Raw genomic sequence first — 18,979 nt, 5'->3', positions numbered from 1 at the left:
GCCAACGGGGGTCACTGGTGATCAAGGCTTGGCCCCAGGCTCGATGGCGCCGCGCGACCACTACGCATGACCCGGAAGCGAGAACGCTTCCGGGTCGACGCCTTGCCTAGTAGGACAGATACTCCAGCCTTTTCGCGCGCAAGGCCTCGGGGGATTCGTTGCGCACGTCGGCGCTGAAGCCCTGCCCGGTCATGGTGTCCTGGTTGATCAGGAAGCTGAAGATACTCGGGCCCAGACCGGTGTCTTTGTCCCTGGGATATTGCGCGTTGCCGTGGCAACCCATGCATCCGCCCATCACCAGTTGGTCGGATTTCGGAGGCAGCCCCTTCACGTTTCGGATGCTCGCCAGCCCGCGCTTGGCCAGCAGGGTGAAATCCTGCTTGTCGGGGTGGGGATCCTTGACGCCGCCCTTGAACAACTGGATGCCGGGCTGGCTGCTCTCGACCACGATGTTCGCCAGGTAATAGTCCTGGGTCAGCGGATCGGGCTTGCTCGGCGTGATCGAGCTGTCCTCGTTAGTTGGCAATACCTGCAACCCGACGAGGCGATAGTATTGCCACACCGAATCCTTGAACGCGGGCGAGCCGGCCATGGCTTGCTGGACTTCGGCGTTGACCGTACTGACAGCGAGGGTCGCTACCGGCGGATTCTGGACTCTGACCGGACCCGTAAATCCCTCAGGCAGGTCGAACGAGCCGGGAACGACATCGTAGCCGTGGGCGGTGTCTATGGCGCCCGCCAAGGGCAGCACGACCGCGGTCCGGTTGGGTCCGGAATTGAGGATGGCCGTCGGCCGCGTCCCCGGCGCTACCGATGCATCGTATTGCAGTTGATCGTAGAGGTTGATGACATACAAGCCGGTTTTTTGCTTGTCCGGCGTGGTCAGGCTGTCCACCTGTTCGAAGGTGGTGTAGACGAACGTCGGGTAGTTCTCCATCTTGCGCAGGATGTGCAGGCCGACCAGGCCGAAGGTGGCCACCCGGGCCTGGATCTTGCCGTTCTCCCTGTAGTAGTACAGCGCCTCGGCGGTGTGATAGCGGCCGGACGCGATCAACTCGGGCGTCATTTCCCGCCACGCCGACTTGACCTCCACGGACTCGTTCTGGTTCGTCCCGTTGGGCGGAAGTTCCAGTGCGGTGGGAGGATTCTCGGCGTTGTAGATGGATTTCACGTAGTCGTATTCGACCGGGCTCACCTTGGCCTGGAACAAGATGATGTGATCGTCCTGGGGATTGGTCGACGGCGTGTTGCCGTTCTTCGGGAAGAAAATCTGGTTCTGGCCGATCTGGGTATTTTCGTCGAGATTGTTGAATCGGGCGTCGGTCGACGCGACCTTGAGGCCTTCCTGGAAGGCGTACTGAGGATCCAGGTTGGCGAGGTTTCCTTTCGGAGCCGATCCCGCGGGGAACAGCTCGGACCGATGAGCGAAGGTCTCCCAGACCAACTGATTGCTGCTGAAGTTGGAGCTGGCGGTTCTGCCGCTCTGGTGGAAGTCGATGGCGCCGGATGCGGCGAAGTTGCGGGTCGGATCGATCGCTCCTCGCACGACCGGAGACTTGCCGGCGGCATCGACGCCATTCTTCTTCGCGGGGGAATTGAAGTGGATGAACTGCCGCCAGGCAAAGCGCGCGTATTCCGCGTGGGTGATGTTGGGCTTATAGGGGTCGTAGTTGTACGCCGGCGGGGCGGCGGGCAGGGCTGCCGGGGTCGCGGTCAGGTCGGCCGGCGTGATCGGTTCGCCGCCCGGAAACGATGTCGTTTGATCCTTGGAGCTCGGTGAAACGGCGACATTGGGTTCGGTTTTCGTACACGATGTCGCCATCGCCAGCGCGCTGGCGAGCGCGCCGAACATGATGATCTTGGTCTTCATTGCCGCACTCCGTCGTTGTTTCGCTCCGTGGTGAATCCATGCGATCCATCGCGGCAGCCATGGAAATTCTCGAGTTTTCGTGCCGTCCCCGCCTCAGTCGGGAAGGGGGCGGGGGCGGGTCAGCCCACGTACTGGTACCACTGGATGGCGAAGTTGGTGTCGTTGTAGTCGTTATCGGTACCGTCTTCCGTCACGTACAAGTTGCCCCCGCCGACCACTTTGTTGATGAAGAACACGACGGGGTTGCCCGCCGAGACCTTGGGAACGTAAGGCCCGCTGCTGCCGAACTGGACCCGCATCCCGGTCGCCATGGTGAACCGGCCGGCGCCGTTCTGGAGGAAGCCGACGTTGACGCCGCTTCCCGAGATCGGGAAGGTCTCCTGAACGCCGTCCAGGCGATAGAAACTGATCGGGTTGCCGCTGGAGTCGACGATCTGGACGTACTGCGTGTATTCGGCCTGATGCATCGCCGTGAACGTCACCAGCTTGCCGTCGGGGATGTAGTCCAAGGATTGAGGGTCCGACCATTGGATGCCCACGATGGAATCTCCTTATATTGATTGGCTTCCGGGATTGGGTGAGGCGCCGCTGCTGCCTTCATCGGCTGTCATGCCGCCGGCTCCGTGGAGCCGGCGCCGCATGGCACGTGCATGCCGGAAAGGACGCCCAATGGGCGCTACCGTCCTGGCGACCGTCTTAGGTTCGAGCATCTGGGTCCTAGCGCATCGCCAGCTACTACGCTGTCAAGCGCAAGCGGCGGCCAATGTTTTTGATCGATGCTTGATTCGGCTCACAAAATTCGGCGGCTGTTTCGCGTCATTGCGACGCTGCTCGCAAAAGCATCGGGGGCGGCGAGTGAGAAGTTTCATGCGTACAGCGGCCAAATCGACGCTGATGCTTCGGAGGAAAAGCCGCTGCCATGAGGGAGGGCGGCTACGAGGCCACTCCCACTTCGCTGCATGAGTTGGTCGGCCGGATGTTTCCTGATTGCCACCACCGGCGGCGCGCTCCATCGGAATTCGAAGTCGCACGGTGCTAGATGTATCTTGCCGAATGCGACCTTCGACAATTGGCGTTCTACGCTGCCGCCAGGTCTCTATGAATCGCCCCGGGCCTTGTAGACACCTACAAGTCTGAAAGTCCCGCCTGCCGCTCGAACTCTACCGGAGAGACGCCTCCGTTGGATCCATGCCGGCGTTTGGAGTTGTAGAACATCTCGATATAGTCGAACACGTCGCTGCGTGCCGCATCACGTGTCAGATAGATCTTGCGTTTGATCCGTTCCCGCTTGAGCAACTGGAAGAAGCTCTCCGCCACCGCGTTGCCGTGGCAATTGCCGCGCCGACTCATGCTGCAGACGATTCCGTGGGCCTTCAAGAACGCCTGCCACTAGGCGCCGGTGAATTGGCTGCCTTGATCCGAGTGCAGCATCAGGCCGGGGGCCGGCTTGCGCCGCCACACGGCCGCCAGCAACGCCTGCAATACCAGATCGGCATGCATCCTCCCGTGCATCGCCCAACCCACGATCTGACGCGAGTACAGATCCAGCACTACCGCTAGGTACAACCAGCCCTCGTGCGTGCGGATGTAGGTGATGTCAGTGACCCAATGGGTATTCGGCGCGGCCACCATGAACTGCCTATCCAGATGATTTGGCGCCACCGTCGATATCCGGCCACCTCCGGATCGCGGGCGACGGCTATAGCCGACCTGCGCCCGCAAACCTTCGCCTTTCATCAACCGAGCCACGCGATGCTTGCCGCAACGCTCACCCAGATCGCGCAGGTCAGCGGCGACCTTGCGATAGCCGTAGACCGTGCCGCTTTCCAGCCATGCCTGCTTGATCATCCCGAGCAGACGCCGATCTTCGCGCTGACGCTCGCTTTGCGGCCGCTGCCGCCACGCGTAGAACCCGCTGCGCTGCACGCTCAGTACGCGACACATGCTGGTAACGTGGAATTGATCCAGATGCGCCTGCATGAAGGCGTACTTCGCCCTTACCCCTTGGCAAAGTACGCTGCGGCCTTTTTTAGGATATCTCGTTCTTCGGTTACCCGTTTGAGCTCAGCTTGCAGACGCCGATTCTCCGCCGCCAGCGAGGCGTCCACCTGGCGGGTTGCCGGCACCTTGCGTTGTTCCCTGACCCACGCGTACAGCGAGTCGATGCTGACCCCTAGCCGGGTCGAAACCTCCCGCACCGAACGACCTTGATCGACCACCTGCTTGGCCGCCTCGGCCTTGAACTCTTCCGAATACCGCCTGCCACTCATATCCACCTCCGTGATTTCCGTAATTTACGGCTTGGAGATGTCTAGTAAACCCGGGGCGATTCACTAGTTGCTGTAAGGCTGGCGTGGCGAGTGGTTCCGGTAGTCGGCGGGGCCGCTCACCCTAAGGCCACCCAAGTCAAAATTTCTCGGGCGGATTCGAACAGTCACCGATCGTGAATGAGAGGTCCGAGTTCTGTTTGAGTAGATTTCTCACGTCAGCAAAGAGCGCCTTAACGCGAGTCATGTCCTTCTCTCCCGGATCGACCAGTGTTACGAATCCGACGCAATCTCCGGACTCAATGTAAATGTTCGCATGGGCGTTGCCCTTGCCCTCATAGAAGCGCGCCTCCAAGGGCGAGCCAGGCGCGTCAGGGTGACTGATGTTGTACCGCTCGAATCCGTGAGCGGTAAGGCGCCCCTCGATCAGACTGACGATATTGCGAGGCCGCTCCTCGCCCAGCTTTATCGTCACCTGGTCCACTGCGACTCGCGAGCTGCAGCCAGTAGATAGAACTAGTGCACCGAGGAGGATTGAGTGAGTTCTCAACTAGACATCCCGACTGATCTTGAGGTCCATTTCACGCGACGGATGCTCGCAGAGCTGCAATCCATTATGCCTTGAAAACGTCTATTTCGAAGTTGGCTTGCCTCATTTCATAATTAAGCTTATCGGCATCGGTGAAGGGCTTCCCAGACAACAAGTGATCAAATTTCATATCAAGCTCGGTGACAGCCCGCGCCGATGCCGGGCGTCCCCTCAAGTTCGGCGTCGTGCGTCGACATGCGCTTGTGAACCGTGCAATAGAGGTGGGGCCGGGAGCTGGATTCGAACCAGCGCCCACTCGGTTAGGAGCCGCGCGCTCTACCGCTGAACTATCCCGGAGTGGTGTCCACATCATCGAACAACTCCGATGGGAGGCAAAGGGCCGTGAGGTTGACGCTCTGCGACCGTCGATGCGGGTCGTTACACGTCGCCTAGCCGATGCCATCAGGCCAGGAGCGGACGCGGCATGGAACTCCTCAAGACAGCGATCTGCCCAGCTGGGCTGCGTCGGCGCGACCGAGCAGCTCGTCGGTCGGAGGGCCGAATCTGACTGAGCTCAAGGAATTGGCCCAGCTGTCCCAAACCATCAACTTCTTGGATTGGTTGTAATAGATCGTATAGCCCATATGGTCGCCATACGCTTCATCGACCAGGGTTATGTCGGGCTCGCCGAACTCCGCGAGAAGCGCTTCAAAGGTCTTGATCTGAGCGAACATTCGAAGGTGATCGCCGTAGAATGAAAATGCAGAAACGGCACCCTCCGTGATGCCGAAACTGAGGCAATTCGCGTAATGGAGAATGCCTCGAAACTCCATCGCGTTGGCGATTACCGCTTGCAAGGTCAGTTGCTTTCCGGCCGCGTCAAAGTATTTTCTACTTCCATCACTGCTGGAGCTACAAGCAACTATTGGAGCCGACGTAACCTGGGCGACTTTGTTCAGGGGAATCGACGTCGCTGCGCCGCCAAGCCTAATACCTGCCATGCAGATTCGAGACGGGTCTAGATCGCGGCGTTTGACGAGCGACGGATTAGCGAGAACTTCGGAATTCCCAGTCGCATGAAAATGGCCAAAAAAGAGCGCCAAAACTCGCCGAAGTGCCATCTTGGGTTTAACTGGTGGTTGTCGGTCAAATACTATCCCGAATCTGACCGAGGCGCCTTGGCAGCGATTGGTGTCCGTTTTGGGTCGAAAGCACACACTGGCCATGCCGCACCCTGACCCATTGGGGCCAATGAGGGCCAGTGGGAGCTGTTGAGGGCTGTTGGGGGCGAATGGGGGTTGGTGGGCCCACCAGGATTCGAACCTGGAACCAAAGGATTATGAGTCCTCTGCTCTAACCGTTGAGCTATAGGCCCGCGCGAGCGGGCATTCTAATGGCTAAGCGAATGGGGCGTAAGCCATGGGGCGCGGGGCTGGTTTGTCGCGACGGGGCGTCCGAGGGGCGGTTGCGGGCGAATCCGTCGAACGCGATGGGTAGTCGTCAGAGATTGCCGCTCGACGTCGCGATCGCCGCCAACAAGCGCATAAGGGCCGCTTGCCCGTGTTCGCCGGTCTTGTCGTAAACGGCCTGGATGCGGGTCTTCGCGGTCGGTGCGGTGATGCCGCAGGTCTGGGCGGCGGCGGCCAGGTCGGCATGCCGGTACAGCGCCGCCGCCAACGCGGCCTCGGCCCCGGTCAGGTCGAAGGCGCTGCGCAGCAGGCTGCGGAACGAGGGGGTGTCCGAGGCGATTTTCGGCTGGACGATCAGCATCGCGACGGATCGATCGTCGGCGCTCAACGCGCTCGACAATGGGTGAATGGCCGCGACCCAGTCGGCCGGTCCTTCGGCTGCGTGCAGGGTCAGGTTGCCGCCGCGTCGCTGCAGTTGGCCGTCGTGCAGGATGCCGGTCGTTGCCGCTTGCACCAGGGCGTGGAACGGGGCCGCGGCCCGCCCGGTGGCGGCCAGGCCGGTCGGCGTGCTGCGCAGGCGGCCGCTGCTGAGTAGCGGCTGCGCAGCGGCATTGCAGCGAACCACGCGGCCGGCGGCGTCGAGTAGAAACACGGCAACGGGCAGTCTGTCCACTGCGCTTTCCAACGAGTTTATGCGTTGTTCCAGGCCCTTGATCCGGCGCAGCAGCGCATAGGCGTTGACCCAATGCGGAGCCACTTGCCGCAACACGTCCAAGTGTTGCTTGGTGTATGGACGCAGCCTGCCGGACCGGCAGACGGTGGCCGTAACCACGTTCTTGCCGTCGAAGTGCGCGCACAAGGCGACGGACTGCTCGACATCGTGCGCCCGCAGGTACTCGTTGTAGTACCGGCTGAGACGGAGTTCGCGACGCGGGACGAAATCGTCGCTATCCAGTACGGCACCGGTCGCCAGACGGTGGGCGCCGCGTTGCAGCCAGAGATTATCGGCCGCGAACTCCAGCTCGTAACGTGCTGCTTCCTGCGCATCGCCGCCGACCACCAGGTCGAGACGGCCTCCTGGCAGGCGCAGGTCCTGCGTCATCACCGCGCCGACATGGCTGCCCGTAGCGTCGGCCAGGCGGGAGCAGAACTCGCGCAGCCGTGCCGGTTCCGCGATCGAGGCGTAAAGCGGTTCCAGTACTCTTTCGATGGTGGTGCCTGCCATGGCTTCCCTCTCGGCGTCAAGCCGCATTTGGAAGTATCTTCCGCCCCGGTCGCGGCTCTATCAACTACGCGTCGGCGAAGTGCGCCGATGCGCGAGTCCAAAAAAGGGGGGAGCCCGCATGAACCTTAAATCGGTGTTGAAAGGCGGCCTGGTGGTGTGCGCCGCCGCAGCGATATTGTCCGGATGCGAAAACAAGTCGCTTACGGAGAAAACGGAGGTTGTGGCTTGCTTCGGCCGGCCGCCGCCGCGTCCGGCCTTCCATCTGCAGGAGCGAAAACAGCAGTTGGATGCCCTGGCAGTCACGCTGATGGCCAAATGGCGAAAGGAGAGCGCCGAGTTCGGGCCGGAGCCGGCGGCGGTGAATCTGAACCGTCGAGTCGACCAGGTCTACGAAGATCTGCGAAACGAGCGGTTGACGGCGTACGAGCAGGCGCAGTGCCCGATCGTCAGCACGAAAAAGTGCAAATCAAAAGTCGGACAGTCAAGAAAATGCCACGTGTCGGTAACAGCCCCGGCTGGAACTCGTTTCCTGCCCCCACTGCAACTGATCCGCAAAGATTTCCCTCGGGGCTACGCCCCCCGGATCAGCCAAGACCAGCGTAAGGTCACCTATACGGTGAAGAAATCCGGCCCCGGTTCCAAAACCGGCGGGTTCCGCGGCAACGTCGGTTTTTTCCCGGAGGTCTCGCAGGCCTACGTGGCGGAGGAGGTCGCCGTGGTCCATGCCTACTTCGCGCCGTTGGTGCGGATCCGCGGCATCGTACCGAAGCCTGGAGCTTGAGGCGCGCACCGGGCGCGGCATCCGAGGCGAGGCAATCAGAGCGCGACCCGGCCGATGCCGGCCGGGTCGAACAGGGCGGGTTTCCGCGGCCGCGAGGAGGACTGCGCGGCCCGTAAGCTCACCCCAAAAACCCCAAATCCCGCACCGGAAAGTTGCGCAGGTTCGGCAGGATCGAGTCGATGTCGTCCTCGCCCAGGCCGAACCAGCGGGCCAGGGTGGCGGCGTATTGGTCGACCGAGGTGGTGGGGATGATCCGGCCCTGGCCGCCGTCGTCGGGGCCGTCGACGCTGAGGTCGGGCATGCGGCCGTAGTAGCGGCCGCCGCGTACGGCGCCGCCGACGACGAAGTGGTGCGAGCCCCAGCCGTGGTCGGAGCCGTCGCCGTTGGACGACAGGGTGCGGCCGAAGTCCGAGGCGGTGAAGGCGGTGACGCCGCGGTCGATGTCGAGTTCGACCGTGGCCTCGTGGAATGCGGTCAGCGCTTGCGACAGCGTGCTCAGCAAGGTCGGGTGTTCGAGCAATTGGTCGTCGTGGGTGTCGAAGCCGCCCAGGGAGACGCAGTAGATCTGCCGGCGGTGGCCGAGCGCGTTGCGTGCGGCGATCGCGTGCGCAACCATCTGCAGCGCGCCGCCCAGGCCGGTGTCGGGAAACGGCGTGGTCGGCGGGGCCACGCTGGCCAGGGCTTCGGTGACCGCCTGGCCGACGTCGCGCGCGCGCCGGTACGAGCCGGCGTAGCTGCGTTCCATCGCATGCGCCTGCAGGTCCGGCGCGACCAGGTCCTGCATGGCCTGGCGGGTGTCGGCGTTGGCCGGGGTCATCAGCATCGGGCCGGTCTGGTGCAGCACGTATTGGTCGAGGCTGGCGGCGCGCGCCAGCGTCGCGGCGGCATTGATCGAGATGAGCATCGGCACTGCGGTGTCGCCGTTGACCGGAGCCATCGCATCGGCGATGCGGCCGCCCCAGCCGAGCCGGCGGCTGTCGTCGTTGCGCGAGATCTGCCAGTACTGGGCCTGGTCGAAGTGCGAGAACAACTGCGGCGGCAGCGGCACCCGGTTGCCGAGGTAGGCGTCCTTGTCGGTCGGCCGGATCAGGGTGCCGACGTTGCCCAGCACGGCGGCGGCGCCGCGGCCGAACAGCCGCTGCAGGCCGGTGGTGCCGATCTCGTCGGTTTCGCTCAACGCCGATTGCAGGCCGTAGCGCGCGCCGTCCGAGGCGCCGCCGCCCGGCAGCGCGTCCAGCGGCAGCAAGGCCGAGGCCGGCAGGGCGAGGGTCGCGCGGGCCGCGGCGTAGCGGTCGTAGTAGGCGCCTTCCAGCGGCACCACGGTGTTGAAGCCGTCGTTGCCGCCGTGGAGGAACACCATCACCAGCGCCTTGTAGTCGTCGAACTGACCGGGGCCGTAGCGGTCGATCGCCGCGCCGAGCAGGTTCAGGCCCGAGGGGGCGGCATAGGCGGCACCGGCGCCGACGGCGGCCAGCAGCGACTGGCCGAGGAACGTGCGTCTATTCATGGCGGACCTCACTTTTGGACGTTGTATTCGGGCGAGTTGAGGATCAGGTACAGCGCCAGCTGCACCCGGGCCAGGCCGCCGTCGTCGTTGCGCGTGTCTTCGAGCCGGCGCAGCAGCACCTGGCGCATCGCCGGCGACATCTGCCCGGACAGGAACAGCAGGTCGTAGCGGTCGAGCAGGGCGCCGGGGGCGGCCGCCAGCGGCAGGTCGCGGCGGTAGTCCATCAGGATCGCGCTGTCGGGCTGGTCGGGGTTGCCGGTGTGGTACGAGCGCAGCAGGGTCCACCACAGGTTGTTGGTCGCCGGGATCAGCGAATCGTTGGCCAGCGACAGCTCCGGCGCGGCCAGGCGCAGCTCGCTCATTTCGCCCATCGGCATGAAGTCGGGGCGGAAGAAGTTGAACACCGACGGCGAGCCGAGCGGGTACTGGCCGAGGTTGCGCTGGTAGTAGTCGGGACTGCGCGCGACATACCGGCCGCTGCGGCTGCGCGCGTCCATGGCCCGCCACAGGTGGGTCAGGCGCAGCATCGGTTCGCGCACTTTGCCGAAGTGTTCCGGCGCGACCGCGGCGCGAGCCTCCGGGTCGAGCAGGATGGCCTTGACCACCGCCTGCATGTCGCCGCGCACGCCGGCGCCGTTATCGTCGAATTTGGCCGCGACGCGGGCGACGTAGGGACGGCTGGGGTTGCTGGTCACCAGGCGCTGGATCAGCTGGCGGCCGATGAAGGGGCCGACGTTGGGGTGGTGGAAGATATTGTCCAGCGCCGCGCGCAGGTCGCTCTCGGGCGAGCCGCCGGCCGCCAGTACGCCGTCGGGCAGGGCGACGCCCGGGTACTTGAGCAGTTGCTTGGACTGCGCGCTGGCGTGGAACTCCGGATACGCCGCCATCGGCTGCTCGCGCACCGGATCGATGCGGTTGGCCTTGCAGTTGCGGAAGCGCACGCAACCGCGGTACGACCAGCCGGTGAACACGTGGGCGAAGCCCTGGATCGTGTCCTGGCCGTAGGTCGGCACGGTCTTGCCGTCGACGCGCAGCGGCGTGCCGTTAGGGTTCAGCCGGATCAGCCCGACGCTGAACAACTGCATCACTTCGCGCGCATAGTTTTCGTCGGGACGGATGTTGAGCAGCGGGTCGGGTTTCTCGTTGCCGAGCATCGACAGGTACTTGCCCATCGCCGGATGCAGGGTCACCCGTTCCAGCAGCGTTCGGTAATTGCCCAACCCGTCTTCGACCAATACGTCGTAGTAGCTGCTGGTCGAGAAGCCGGCGCGCTGTTGCATACCGGCGGCCGAGATCACCAGGATTTCGCTGAGCGCGAAGGCGACCCGCTGGCGCAACTGGTCGCGGTGGACCAGGCCGGGAGTGAGCCCGTCCGTGCCGCCGATCGCCATCTGCAGCCAGCCCTCCAGGCGCTGGTCGTCGTCGATGCCGGTGTCGGGCGGGTCCGGTTGCAAGGCATGCAGATAGCGCGCATGCGAGGACGCCGGCAGCGCGAACTGCTCGTCGATCCAGCGCTCGTAGCTGCCGAGCCGGCGCAGGTGGGCGATGTCGTCCAGGGTCGGGCCGAAGGTGGCCTGGGCCAGGAAGCGCGCGGCCGCGGCGTCGGATTCGACCGCCATCGGCGCGGCGTCGGATACCGCCTGGGCGGCTGTGCGAACGGACTGCGGTGCGCGCGCCATCGGCGCGGTCGCGGCGCTGGGAGCGGGCCTGTCGCAGGCGGCCAAGGCGAATGTCAGCAGCGCCAGGGCGGCATAGCCCGGCGCTCGGATGCGTATGCGTTGCAAGGACATGGAGTTCCCCTCTATGTGGTGTCGCGCATCCGGTGTCGCGGCAACGACGGCGCCGGGCGCGGACGATGGACGGCGATGGGCTACGGTCGATACAGCGATGGCGATAGGGCGGGCCGGTAGGGCCGGGACGCTCCGGCCAGCCGCTCCGGCGCGACGCTGGGCAGGCCGAAACGGGGCGCGGGAGGCGGTGCGAAGCGATCGATCAGCAGCGCCACCCGCTGCCGGAGCGCTTCCGCGGACGGTGCGCTGGCGAGCAGGCCATCCAGTGCAAGCAGGAAGACTTCAGCGGCCAACTCGTCGCCCAGCACCGACTCGGTGCAGCGACGCAGGACCTGGCGGTGATTGTCCAGATGCTCCGGAATCAGCCGGCGGCAGACTTCGTAGTACTGCCCGGCCATCGGCGCGCCGGCCATCTCCCGCCAGGGGGCGATCACCAGCAGTTCCATCACCGCGCTCAGGCGCTCGCAAGCGGTTTGCTTGGATGCGGCGATCGTCCGCGCGGCCGGATGGCGCGACGCCAGCCACTGTTCGAATACGGCGGAGAACACGTCCTCTTTGTTGCGGAAGATCCGATAGACCAAGGTGCGCGCCAGGCCGGATCGCCGGGCGATATCTTCGATCGAGGTCTTCTGGTAGCCGAAATTCAGGAAGCATTCGAGCGCGGTGCGCAGGATGCGGGAGCGGCGCGTACCGATGCCTTCGCGTGTGTGGGCGGGGGACATGAGGGGCTCGGAGGGAAGATAGGACGGCGGTGAGGGTTCCGGCGATGCCGGCGCGCAGGGCGATCGCGCACGGCCGGTCCGCCGGCGGTGCTGGGCCGGAGTCGAAAGTCGTCTGGATCGCGTTGCCGCCGACGGCCTGCGCGGGGCGCGACCGGCGGCGGTTCGGCCCGGCCGAAACGAGCGCGGCGCAGCCGTGCGCCGGCCGAAACTAGGCCGGTCGAAGCCTGGGGTGCGGCATCGCGCCGCAACCGCCGTGGCCGCGCCCGGCGTCGGGCATGCGGCCACGGCGTATCGGCGGCGGCGCCGAGCGGAATCGATGCAGGACTGCGATATCCATCGCGCCGGCCGGAGCGGTTCTTGCGCGAGGAGGCGGCGTCGGCTCGAGCTTCATGTGTGCGTCCTTGTCTGATCGTTCTGTTCTGGGTCGAGCGCAGGGGGATGCCCTTGCATGCGGCAGCGGGATACCGAAATCCGCTGCGCCTCGACGGGGCTGCGCGGCGAACCGTTCGCAAGCGACGATGCGCGCGCGGGTCCGTCCGACTCCGGCAAGAACGCCCTGCCCGCGATCGGGTTGACAGCGCCGCCGGGAAATTTCGCCGCCGCGACGAACGGACGCTCGATCGCGACGAACGGAAGTGCAGTGTGCTTTGCCGATATGCAGTACACGTACGCCGCATGCGCGACATTGCGACACCGGCCATGCCGACCGTAGCCGGCGACCGGGCGCTCGCTCCCAGCTCCGAACATCCGCGCGGTCGAAGACGCATCCGGCCGCGCCGATGCGTCCGCGGCTGCCGTAAGCTCGCGGCGCGTCGCCCAGCGGCGTCGCATCGATGCGCGGCTGCGCGAAACCGCCTGCGCGTTTCATCGGAACGATCCGCGTATGCGGGCGGCCGTCGGAAGCTCTCCCGCTTCCGCTCATTCTTATGGAGAAGAAGACATGTCGAAGTCGAAGTCCCGCATCGCATCCGCAGCGCGGATGCCGGGGCCGCAGTGGCTGTGCCTGGTGGCGATGACCGGCGCCCTGCAGGCCTGCAGCGGCGGTAGCGTTGGCGAGGCCCCGGGCGGAAGCGCAAGCGCGCCGCCGCAGGCCGCGCCGTCCGTGGTCAGCCCGCGCGACCCCGCGCACGTCGCGGCTGTTGCCGCGGCGCTGCCGGGGCAAAGGCATTACGGCGGCATGGGCGTGAACCTGTCCGGGTTCGATTACTGGTCGAACGATTTCCCGACCATCGACCAGTTCAAGCGCGCCAGCCCCTGGATCACCTCCAAGGACGGGGTCTGGGATACCGGCGAAGCGGACCGGCTGGATCTGGACGAGAACGGCTGGGTCAAGAGCCTGCCCGCGGCCGGCGACGGCGAAGTCAAGTATCGCTACGTGGTCGCGGACCTGTTCCAGGGCGACCGCGGCGATCATCCGGCCGGCGTCTATACCGTGCTGTACGAGGGCAGCGGTACGATCGAATACGACGGCATCGGTTCGTTGGTCTCCGCGTCCAAGGGCCGCGACCTGGTGCGGGTCAGCAACTCCGGCCAGGACGAAGGCGGCGGCTTCCTGGTCAGGATCAGGTCGACCACGGCCGGCGACCACATCCGCAATATCCGCGTGATTCCGCCGGGCGGCGTGTGCGCAGCGGCGAGGAACGTTTACGTGCCGGGCGACGCGAGCTGCGACGGCGACTACGTGTCCCTGGAAACGCTGTCCAAGACCCAGGTGTGGTTCCCGACCTTCCTGGCAGACCTCAGCGGCATGCGCACCTTGCGTTTCATGGATTGGGGCCGCACCAACAGCTCCAAGCTCGCCGACTGGGCGGATCGTCCGATGAAGACCGACGCGACCTGGACCGGGCCCTACGGCGTGCCGGTGGGCGTGATGATCGATCTGGCCAATACGCTGAAGGCCGACGCCTGGATCAACCTGCCGACCCAGGCCAACGACGATTACGCGCAGCGGTTCGCGCGCACCGTCAAGGCCAATCTGCACCCCAAGGCCAAGCTGATCCTCGAATACACCAACGAACCCTGGAACGGCGGCTTCTGGGACAACTATAAGTGGCAGTACGACCAGTCGGTCGGCCTGTGGGGCGATCCGGAAACGGACGACGATCCGAACACCACGCCTTACGGCTGGCAGCAGAACTGGCACGCGATGCGTGCCGCGCAGCTGTGCGACCTGGTCAAGGCCGAGTTCGGCGCCGAGGCGGGGCGAGTGGAATGCGTGGTGAATGCGCAGGCGGCGACGACCTGGACCGCCGAGTACGAGCTGCTGCCGTGTCCGAAGGCGGCGGCGATTCTGGGCAAGCCCTGCTCCGCCAGCTTCGATGCGGTGGCGATCGCGCCCTATTTTGGCGTCTACATGTCCGAGCACGCTTACCGCGACCGCATCGTCAAGACCTGGTTCACCCAGAGCGACGGCGGCCTGGACAAGCTGTTCGAAGAGATCCTCGCCCGGGACAAGAACGGCCAGCCGCTGGCCAAGACGCCGCTGAGCGACATCGCCGCTGGGCGTCAGCCCGATGCGGTCGGCGGCGCTCTGGCCCAGTCCGACATCTGGATGCGCAACTATCGCGACGTCATCGCCCGCGGTACGTACGCCAAGCCGATCTACGCCTACGAGGGCGGCCAGCATCTGATCAACGGCAGCCCGTACAAGTGCAAGATCAAGGATCCGCCGGACTGCGCCGCGGTGGAGGCCGAGTTCCAGGCCAAGTGGCAGGCCCTGTGGCTGCGCGCCAATCGCGATCCGCGCATGGGCCAGGCCTACGAGCAAACGATGGAGCGTTGGCAGGCCAACGACGGCCAGGTGTTCGTGCAGTTCAACTTCGCCGGCGCGTACAGCAAGTACGGCGCCTGGGGCCTGCGCGAAAGCCTGTTCAAGACCGCGGCGGAGAGCCCGAAGTGGAGCGCGGTACTGCCGTATCGCGACTCGGTGCCGTGCTGGTGGGACGGTTGCGCCACGGACGCGGTGGCGGCGCGCTGAGCGCGGCCTGAGCCCTGCAAGACGCCGCCGGATGGGGGAGCGTCCGGTGGCACTGCCGCACGGCTGGCCGCGATAGCGCGGCCGGTCGTGCGGCGCCGAGCGAATCGCTGTGTCGGCCAGGGGACGGCCGATGCAGCGCCGCGCTACGACGACAACACACGGAGCCTAACGATGATGCAGCCCTTGAACGAGAGCGAGAACCACAAAATGCGCGGCCTGCGCGCCGGCCTGCTGGGCGGCGCCGCGGCCCTGGTCCTGTTCGCCGCCGAAGCCGGCGCCTGCACGCCGACGCCGTTGCCGATGGGCGCGCAGGGGCCGGACCTGTGCTACGGCGCGCAGACCTGGCCGGAGCCGACCCTGGGCGGACGCCAGTTGCAGCAGCAGTTCGATTTCTACCGCGCGCCGTCGACGACGCCGACGCCGCTGATCGTCTGGGCGCATCCGAACGGGATGAGCAAGACCCTGTCCGACGCTTCGCCGATGTACCAGGCCCTGGTGGCGCCGGCGCTGCGGGCGGGCTTTTCGTTCGCCTCGCTCGAGTTCCGCCATCCGGTGACCAACCAGGACGAGGCCAACAGCGGCACCGACCCGCGCGTGCCGCACTACGATATCGCCTATGCGCTGCAGTTCATCCGCGCCAACGCGCAGGCGCTGAACATCGACAAGCGCAACGTATTCCTGGTCGGCCAGTCGCGCGGCACCCTGGCGGTGTGGACCGCGCTGCAGGACGATATGCGCGATCCGGACAGCGCCGATCCGGTCGCGCGCCAGTCGACCCGGGTCAACGCGGTCTACGCGGTGAACGCGCAGACGACCTATTCCGGCGCCGAGTTCGCCGAACTCTTCATCGTGCCGGCCGACCGGCCGCGATTCGTGTATCTGTTCAACCGGAAGAACCCCAAGCACGCCCAGTTCGGCAGCGCGATCGGCAGCGTCAACGCCGGCCTGAAGCCGGACCCGCCGGTGCGCCTGATCTACGACAGCCCCGAGGTCGGCCGGCTATTGACCCTGGAGGAGATCGCCCAGCGCGACCCGGTGCACTACCCGGACTTCGGCCCGGCGCTGTGCCAGGCCTATCTGCAGGCGTTCGGCAACAGCGCGCGCTGCACGTTCGACGCCGACTCGCGCTATGAGGGCGATCCGGGCGCGGCCTTCGCCGGCTATGTCGATTTCTTCAAGCGCCACCTGCGTCCCAGTCCCTAGTCCGGATCTCCGCCGGACCATCGCCGGCCGGCGTATGCTCGCTCCACCCTAGCGCGGAGCGGGCCATGCCGTTTCGGATCTCCCGAGTCATCCAGTTCGGCGACTGCGACCCGGGCGGCGTGGTCTACACGCCGCGCATCGCCCATTTCGTGGTCGAGGCGGGGCTGGCCTTCCTGTCGCATGCGCTGGCCGGCCCCGCCGAGCGGCGGATCTTCGCCATGGGCGTCCTGCCGCCCGCGCGGGCGTTGTCGATCGAGTTCCTGCATCCCATGACCTGGGACGAGACCATCGAGATCGAGGTCGCGGTCGAGAAGATCGGCGAGCATTCGTTCGCGTTGTCGATGCTGGCCCGCAACGCCGAGGGCCAGGCCACGTTCCGCGGCTCGCTCAGCCAAGTGGCCGTATCGCCCGAGACCCGACGGCCCGTGGCGCTGCCGGCCGAATTGAAAGCCGCACTCGAAGCAGGGGCCGCCGAATGAGCGACCACAGCGCAAGTACGGTGTCCGGACCCCAGGCCGCGCGTGCGGGCCGACGCGTGAACGCCCGGTGGGCGGCCGCGCTGGCGCTGGCTGTGGTTGCGCTGGCTGTGGTTGCCCCGCCGGCACTCGCATGCAGCCCGATCCGCTCGCAGGAGTTCCATCTGCAAGCCGCTCCGACCGATGAGCGAAAGCCGCCGCCGCTCAAGCTGCTGGCGGTAAATTTCGCCCCTTGGATTTCCGACGACGAAGGAACTTGCGGCGGAGTCGGTTTCCTCAACATCGAGCTTCCCAGGTCTTGGAACATCGAGCGCTACGGGCTGCTGGTGCGGGCGAAGTCCGGGGTCAACGACCCCGGCCTGTTTCCCGAGTATCCGCTGGCGGCGATCAGGGACTACCAGGGCAAGATCACCGTCGCCTGGCCTTGGACGGGCATCGCCGCGGACGCCGACGGGCATGTGCGCTGGCGACTGGAACTGGTTCCCGTGTCGCGCTCGGGCGTGCAAGGCGAGCCGGTGTCGATTTGCGTCGCTTCCGACGATTCCTGTCCCGAGCTCGTCGGCGCCGCTGGATGAGGCCGGCCGGATCGATGGCTTCGGTCTAGCGCGACGCGGCTCAGCCGCGCGGCGCGAACCAGGCCTTGCCCGGCGCGGTGAACAGCAGGCACAGGCCGATGGCGTGGGCGAGCAACTGCACCGCGATCGAGGCCGTGCCGAGGTGCGGGGCCGACAGTTCGGCTTTCAGCGCCAGGGCGGTGATCGGCAGCGACAGCAGGGTCAGGACCAGGTAGGTGATGCGGGCCCAGTTGCGGCCGATGGAGACGAACTCGATCAGGAACACGGTCAGCAAGGCGGCGACGGCGGAGCCGACGATCACGATCATCGGCGGGCGCAGCCAGGCCCAGGGTTCGATGAAGGGTTTCGCCAGCGACAGCAGCAGCGCCAGGTAGAACAAGCCGACCGCGATGCGTATCTGAGTGGGTTTGCGTGGGCGCATGGCGGCGTCCTTGGCTGCGTCGGTTGGCGGCGACCCGGCGATGGATCGCGGTGGTCGTCGGATCGAGCCTAGGCGAGCCGGCGCGGGCGATCAATCCGTCTGGGGCGAACGGGACTATCCGCGTGGCGGACAGCACGATCGCGGCGCGGCCGATAGGTCCGGGGCGATGCGCCGGACGGCAGGTTGCGCCGCTTTGGAGCAGCCACGATCTGATAAGGTCGCACGCCGGCACGAACCGCAGGCACGAGGCCTATCGCCCGTCGCGCGATTCGCCGCGCGGCCGAATCCACAAGGACCGTCATGAATGCCGTCGTTACGCGCGCCGCAAGATTCCGCCGATCGCTGATGGCCGTGGCGCTGCGCATCGGCCTTGCCGTCGCCCCGTTCGTCGGCCTGTACTTCTACGCCTTGAGCGCGTTCGAGCATGCCCAGGCTCAGCAGCACCGCGGCGATACCGGCCTGGGCATCGCCCTGCTGCTGGGAATGATCTGCGTGCTGCTGATGCTCGGCTTCGGCGTCGATCTGCTGGTGCAGGCGGCGCGAAAGCGGGTCGCGGCGGCGATCGCCAGTCTGGCTATCGTCGCGGTCCTGTGCGTTCCGTTCGGCTGGGTCGGCTGCAACTGGTTCGGCCTGGCCGACAACTTCGCCTGCATGTGGGTCATGGACGCCTTCGGGGCTTTCCTGGGGCTGTTCGAAAGCGGCGGTTGAGGGGCCGGGCGGCTGCTTGCGCCTACCCATGCAGGTCGGTAGCTCGCGCTGCTTCGCCGCCCGCGATCCCCGCACGCCCCTGCATGTGCGGCGGCCGGCGCTGCTGGTGGCGAGGTATGCGCCCAGTCCGATCGACCGCCTCAGGCGCGTCGCCGACGCAGCCGCTTCAGTTTCCGGTCCAGGTCCGACAACTCGTAGGGCTTGGGCATGAACTCGCAGTTCGGCGGCATTTCCGGCAGCCAGTTCGGCGAGTAGCCGGAGGTCAGGATCACCCTCACCTGCGGACGCAGTTCCAGCAGCCGGCTCGCCAGGTCGATGCCGGAGACGCCGCCGGGCATGGACACGTCGCTGAAAACGATGTCGATCTGGGCGTCGGTATCGAGGATCTCCAACGCCTGTTTTCCGCTCTTGGCTACCGTGACCGCATAGCCGGCGTCGGCCAGGCTGTCCTGGACCACGTCGAGGATGTTTTCGTCGTCGTCGACCAGCAGCACCGAGATGCGGTCTTCGGGCGCGGCG

The 18,979-nt window shown here is 65.8% G+C and carries 15 protein-coding genes, 1 tRNA gene and 2 pseudogenes; 6 read left to right on the top strand and 12 right to left on the bottom strand.

The window, feature by feature from the left end; genetic code table 11:
• Positions 1 to 106 precede the first annotated feature (106 nt).
• From K4L06_RS04750 to K4L06_RS04720, 7 genes and pseudogenes are all read right to left on the bottom strand, one after another.
• Positions 107 to 1,870 carry a hypothetical protein gene (locus K4L06_RS04750; RefSeq protein ID WP_221670304.1) on the bottom strand — a complete coding sequence of 588 codons (1,764 nt, stop codon included), beginning with the start codon at positions 1,868 to 1,870 and terminating at the stop codon, positions 107 to 109.
• Positions 1,871 to 1,989: 119 nt separating this feature from the next.
• Entirely contained in the window at positions 1,990 to 2,379 is a 390-nt protein-coding gene (locus K4L06_RS04745; RefSeq protein ID WP_221670303.1) for a hypothetical protein, read from the bottom strand.
• Positions 2,380 to 2,995: 616 nt separating this feature from the next.
• Positions 2,996 to 4,140 (bottom strand): annotated as a pseudogene (locus K4L06_RS04740) (IS3 family transposase).
• 136 nt (positions 4,141 to 4,276) lie between these two features.
• Complete coding sequence (locus tag K4L06_RS04735) at positions 4,277 to 4,621, bottom strand: hypothetical protein (RefSeq protein ID WP_221670302.1); 345 nt, start codon at positions 4,619 to 4,621, stop codon at positions 4,277 to 4,279.
• Positions 4,622 to 5,160: 539 nt separating this feature from the next.
• On the bottom strand, positions 5,161 to 5,787 hold the full coding sequence (locus K4L06_RS04730) for a hypothetical protein (protein ID WP_221670301.1): 627 nt from the start codon (positions 5,785 to 5,787) through the stop codon (positions 5,161 to 5,163).
• Positions 5,788 to 5,965: 178 nt separating this feature from the next.
• A tRNA-Ile gene (locus tag K4L06_RS04725) sits at positions 5,966 to 6,041 on the bottom strand.
• A 125-nt stretch (positions 6,042 to 6,166) separates the two neighbouring features.
• The gene (locus K4L06_RS04720; RefSeq protein ID WP_221670300.1) at positions 6,167 to 7,300 is read right to left on the bottom strand and encodes a hypothetical protein; all 1,134 of its coding nucleotides are present in this window, start codon (positions 7,298 to 7,300) and stop codon (positions 6,167 to 6,169) included.
• A gap of 118 nt (positions 7,301 to 7,418) precedes the next feature.
• Between K4L06_RS04720 and K4L06_RS04715 the strand changes: the two genes are divergently transcribed.
• Entirely contained in the window at positions 7,419 to 8,081 is a 663-nt protein-coding gene (locus K4L06_RS04715) for a hypothetical protein (protein WP_221670299.1), read from the top strand.
• 118 nt (positions 8,082 to 8,199) lie between these two features.
• Here K4L06_RS04715 and K4L06_RS04710 read toward each other — a convergent pair whose 3' ends face one another.
• The 3 genes from K4L06_RS04710 to K4L06_RS04700 all read right to left on the bottom strand — a co-directional run bounded on the left by K4L06_RS04710 (position 8,200) and on the right by K4L06_RS04700 (position 12,100).
• Positions 8,200 to 9,588 carry a DUF1501 domain-containing protein gene (locus K4L06_RS04710; protein ID WP_221670298.1) on the bottom strand — a complete coding sequence of 463 codons (1,389 nt, stop codon included), beginning with the start codon at positions 9,586 to 9,588 and terminating at the stop codon, positions 8,200 to 8,202.
• 8 nt (positions 9,589 to 9,596) lie between these two features.
• Positions 9,597 to 11,207 (bottom strand): DUF1800 domain-containing protein, encoded by a 1,611-nt coding sequence (locus tag K4L06_RS04705; RefSeq protein WP_221670297.1) that lies wholly within the window; start codon positions 11,205 to 11,207, stop codon positions 9,597 to 9,599.
• A gap of 251 nt (positions 11,208 to 11,458) precedes the next feature.
• Positions 11,459 to 12,100: a TetR/AcrR family transcriptional regulator gene (locus tag K4L06_RS04700; RefSeq protein ID WP_221670296.1), complete on the bottom strand. Its 642-nt coding sequence runs from the start codon at positions 12,098 to 12,100 to the stop codon at positions 11,459 to 11,461.
• A 940-nt stretch (positions 12,101 to 13,040) separates the two neighbouring features.
• On the opposite strand from K4L06_RS04700, the gene K4L06_RS04695 reads away from it, so the two are divergent.
• The 4 genes from K4L06_RS04695 to K4L06_RS04680 all read left to right on the top strand — a co-directional run bounded on the left by K4L06_RS04695 (position 13,041) and on the right by K4L06_RS04680 (position 17,331).
• Positions 13,041 to 15,077: a hypothetical protein gene (locus K4L06_RS04695; RefSeq protein ID WP_221670295.1), complete on the top strand. Its 2,037-nt coding sequence runs from the start codon at positions 13,041 to 13,043 to the stop codon at positions 15,075 to 15,077.
• Between the two features lie 171 nt (positions 15,078 to 15,248).
• Complete coding sequence (locus K4L06_RS04690) at positions 15,249 to 16,280, top strand: hypothetical protein (protein WP_221670294.1); 1,032 nt, start codon at positions 15,249 to 15,251, stop codon at positions 16,278 to 16,280.
• A 65-nt stretch (positions 16,281 to 16,345) separates the two neighbouring features.
• Entirely contained in the window at positions 16,346 to 16,759 is a 414-nt protein-coding gene (locus K4L06_RS04685) for a thioesterase family protein (protein ID WP_221670293.1), read from the top strand.
• The gene (locus K4L06_RS04680; protein ID WP_221670292.1) at positions 16,756 to 17,331 is read left to right on the top strand and encodes a hypothetical protein; all 576 of its coding nucleotides are present in this window, start codon (positions 16,756 to 16,758) and stop codon (positions 17,329 to 17,331) included. The genes K4L06_RS04685 and K4L06_RS04680 overlap by 4 nt, the downstream gene beginning before the upstream one ends.
• Before the next feature lie 40 nt (positions 17,332 to 17,371).
• Here the strand turns inward: K4L06_RS04680 and K4L06_RS04675 are convergent, their stop codons facing one another.
• Positions 17,372 to 17,752, bottom strand: coding sequence for a hypothetical protein (locus K4L06_RS04675; protein WP_221670291.1), 381 nt, complete (start codon positions 17,750 to 17,752; stop codon positions 17,372 to 17,374).
• Between the two features lie 300 nt (positions 17,753 to 18,052).
• Between K4L06_RS04675 and K4L06_RS04670 the strand changes: the two genes are divergently transcribed.
• A complete protein-coding gene (locus K4L06_RS04670; protein WP_221670290.1) occupies positions 18,053 to 18,460 on the top strand; it encodes a hypothetical protein in 408 nt (135 codons plus the stop codon).
• Between the two features lie 140 nt (positions 18,461 to 18,600).
• Here K4L06_RS04670 and K4L06_RS22545 read toward each other — a convergent pair.
• A pseudogene (locus K4L06_RS22545) lies at positions 18,601 to 18,942 on the bottom strand (response regulator); the annotation flags it as partial.
• Positions 18,943 to 18,979: the final 37 nt, after the last annotated feature.

The sequence above is a fragment of the Lysobacter sp. BMK333-48F3 genome, assembly GCF_019733395.1.
Classification (GTDB): domain Bacteria; phylum Pseudomonadota; class Gammaproteobacteria; order Xanthomonadales; family Xanthomonadaceae; genus Lysobacter.
This window is presented reverse-complemented; position numbering and strand designations above follow the sequence as displayed.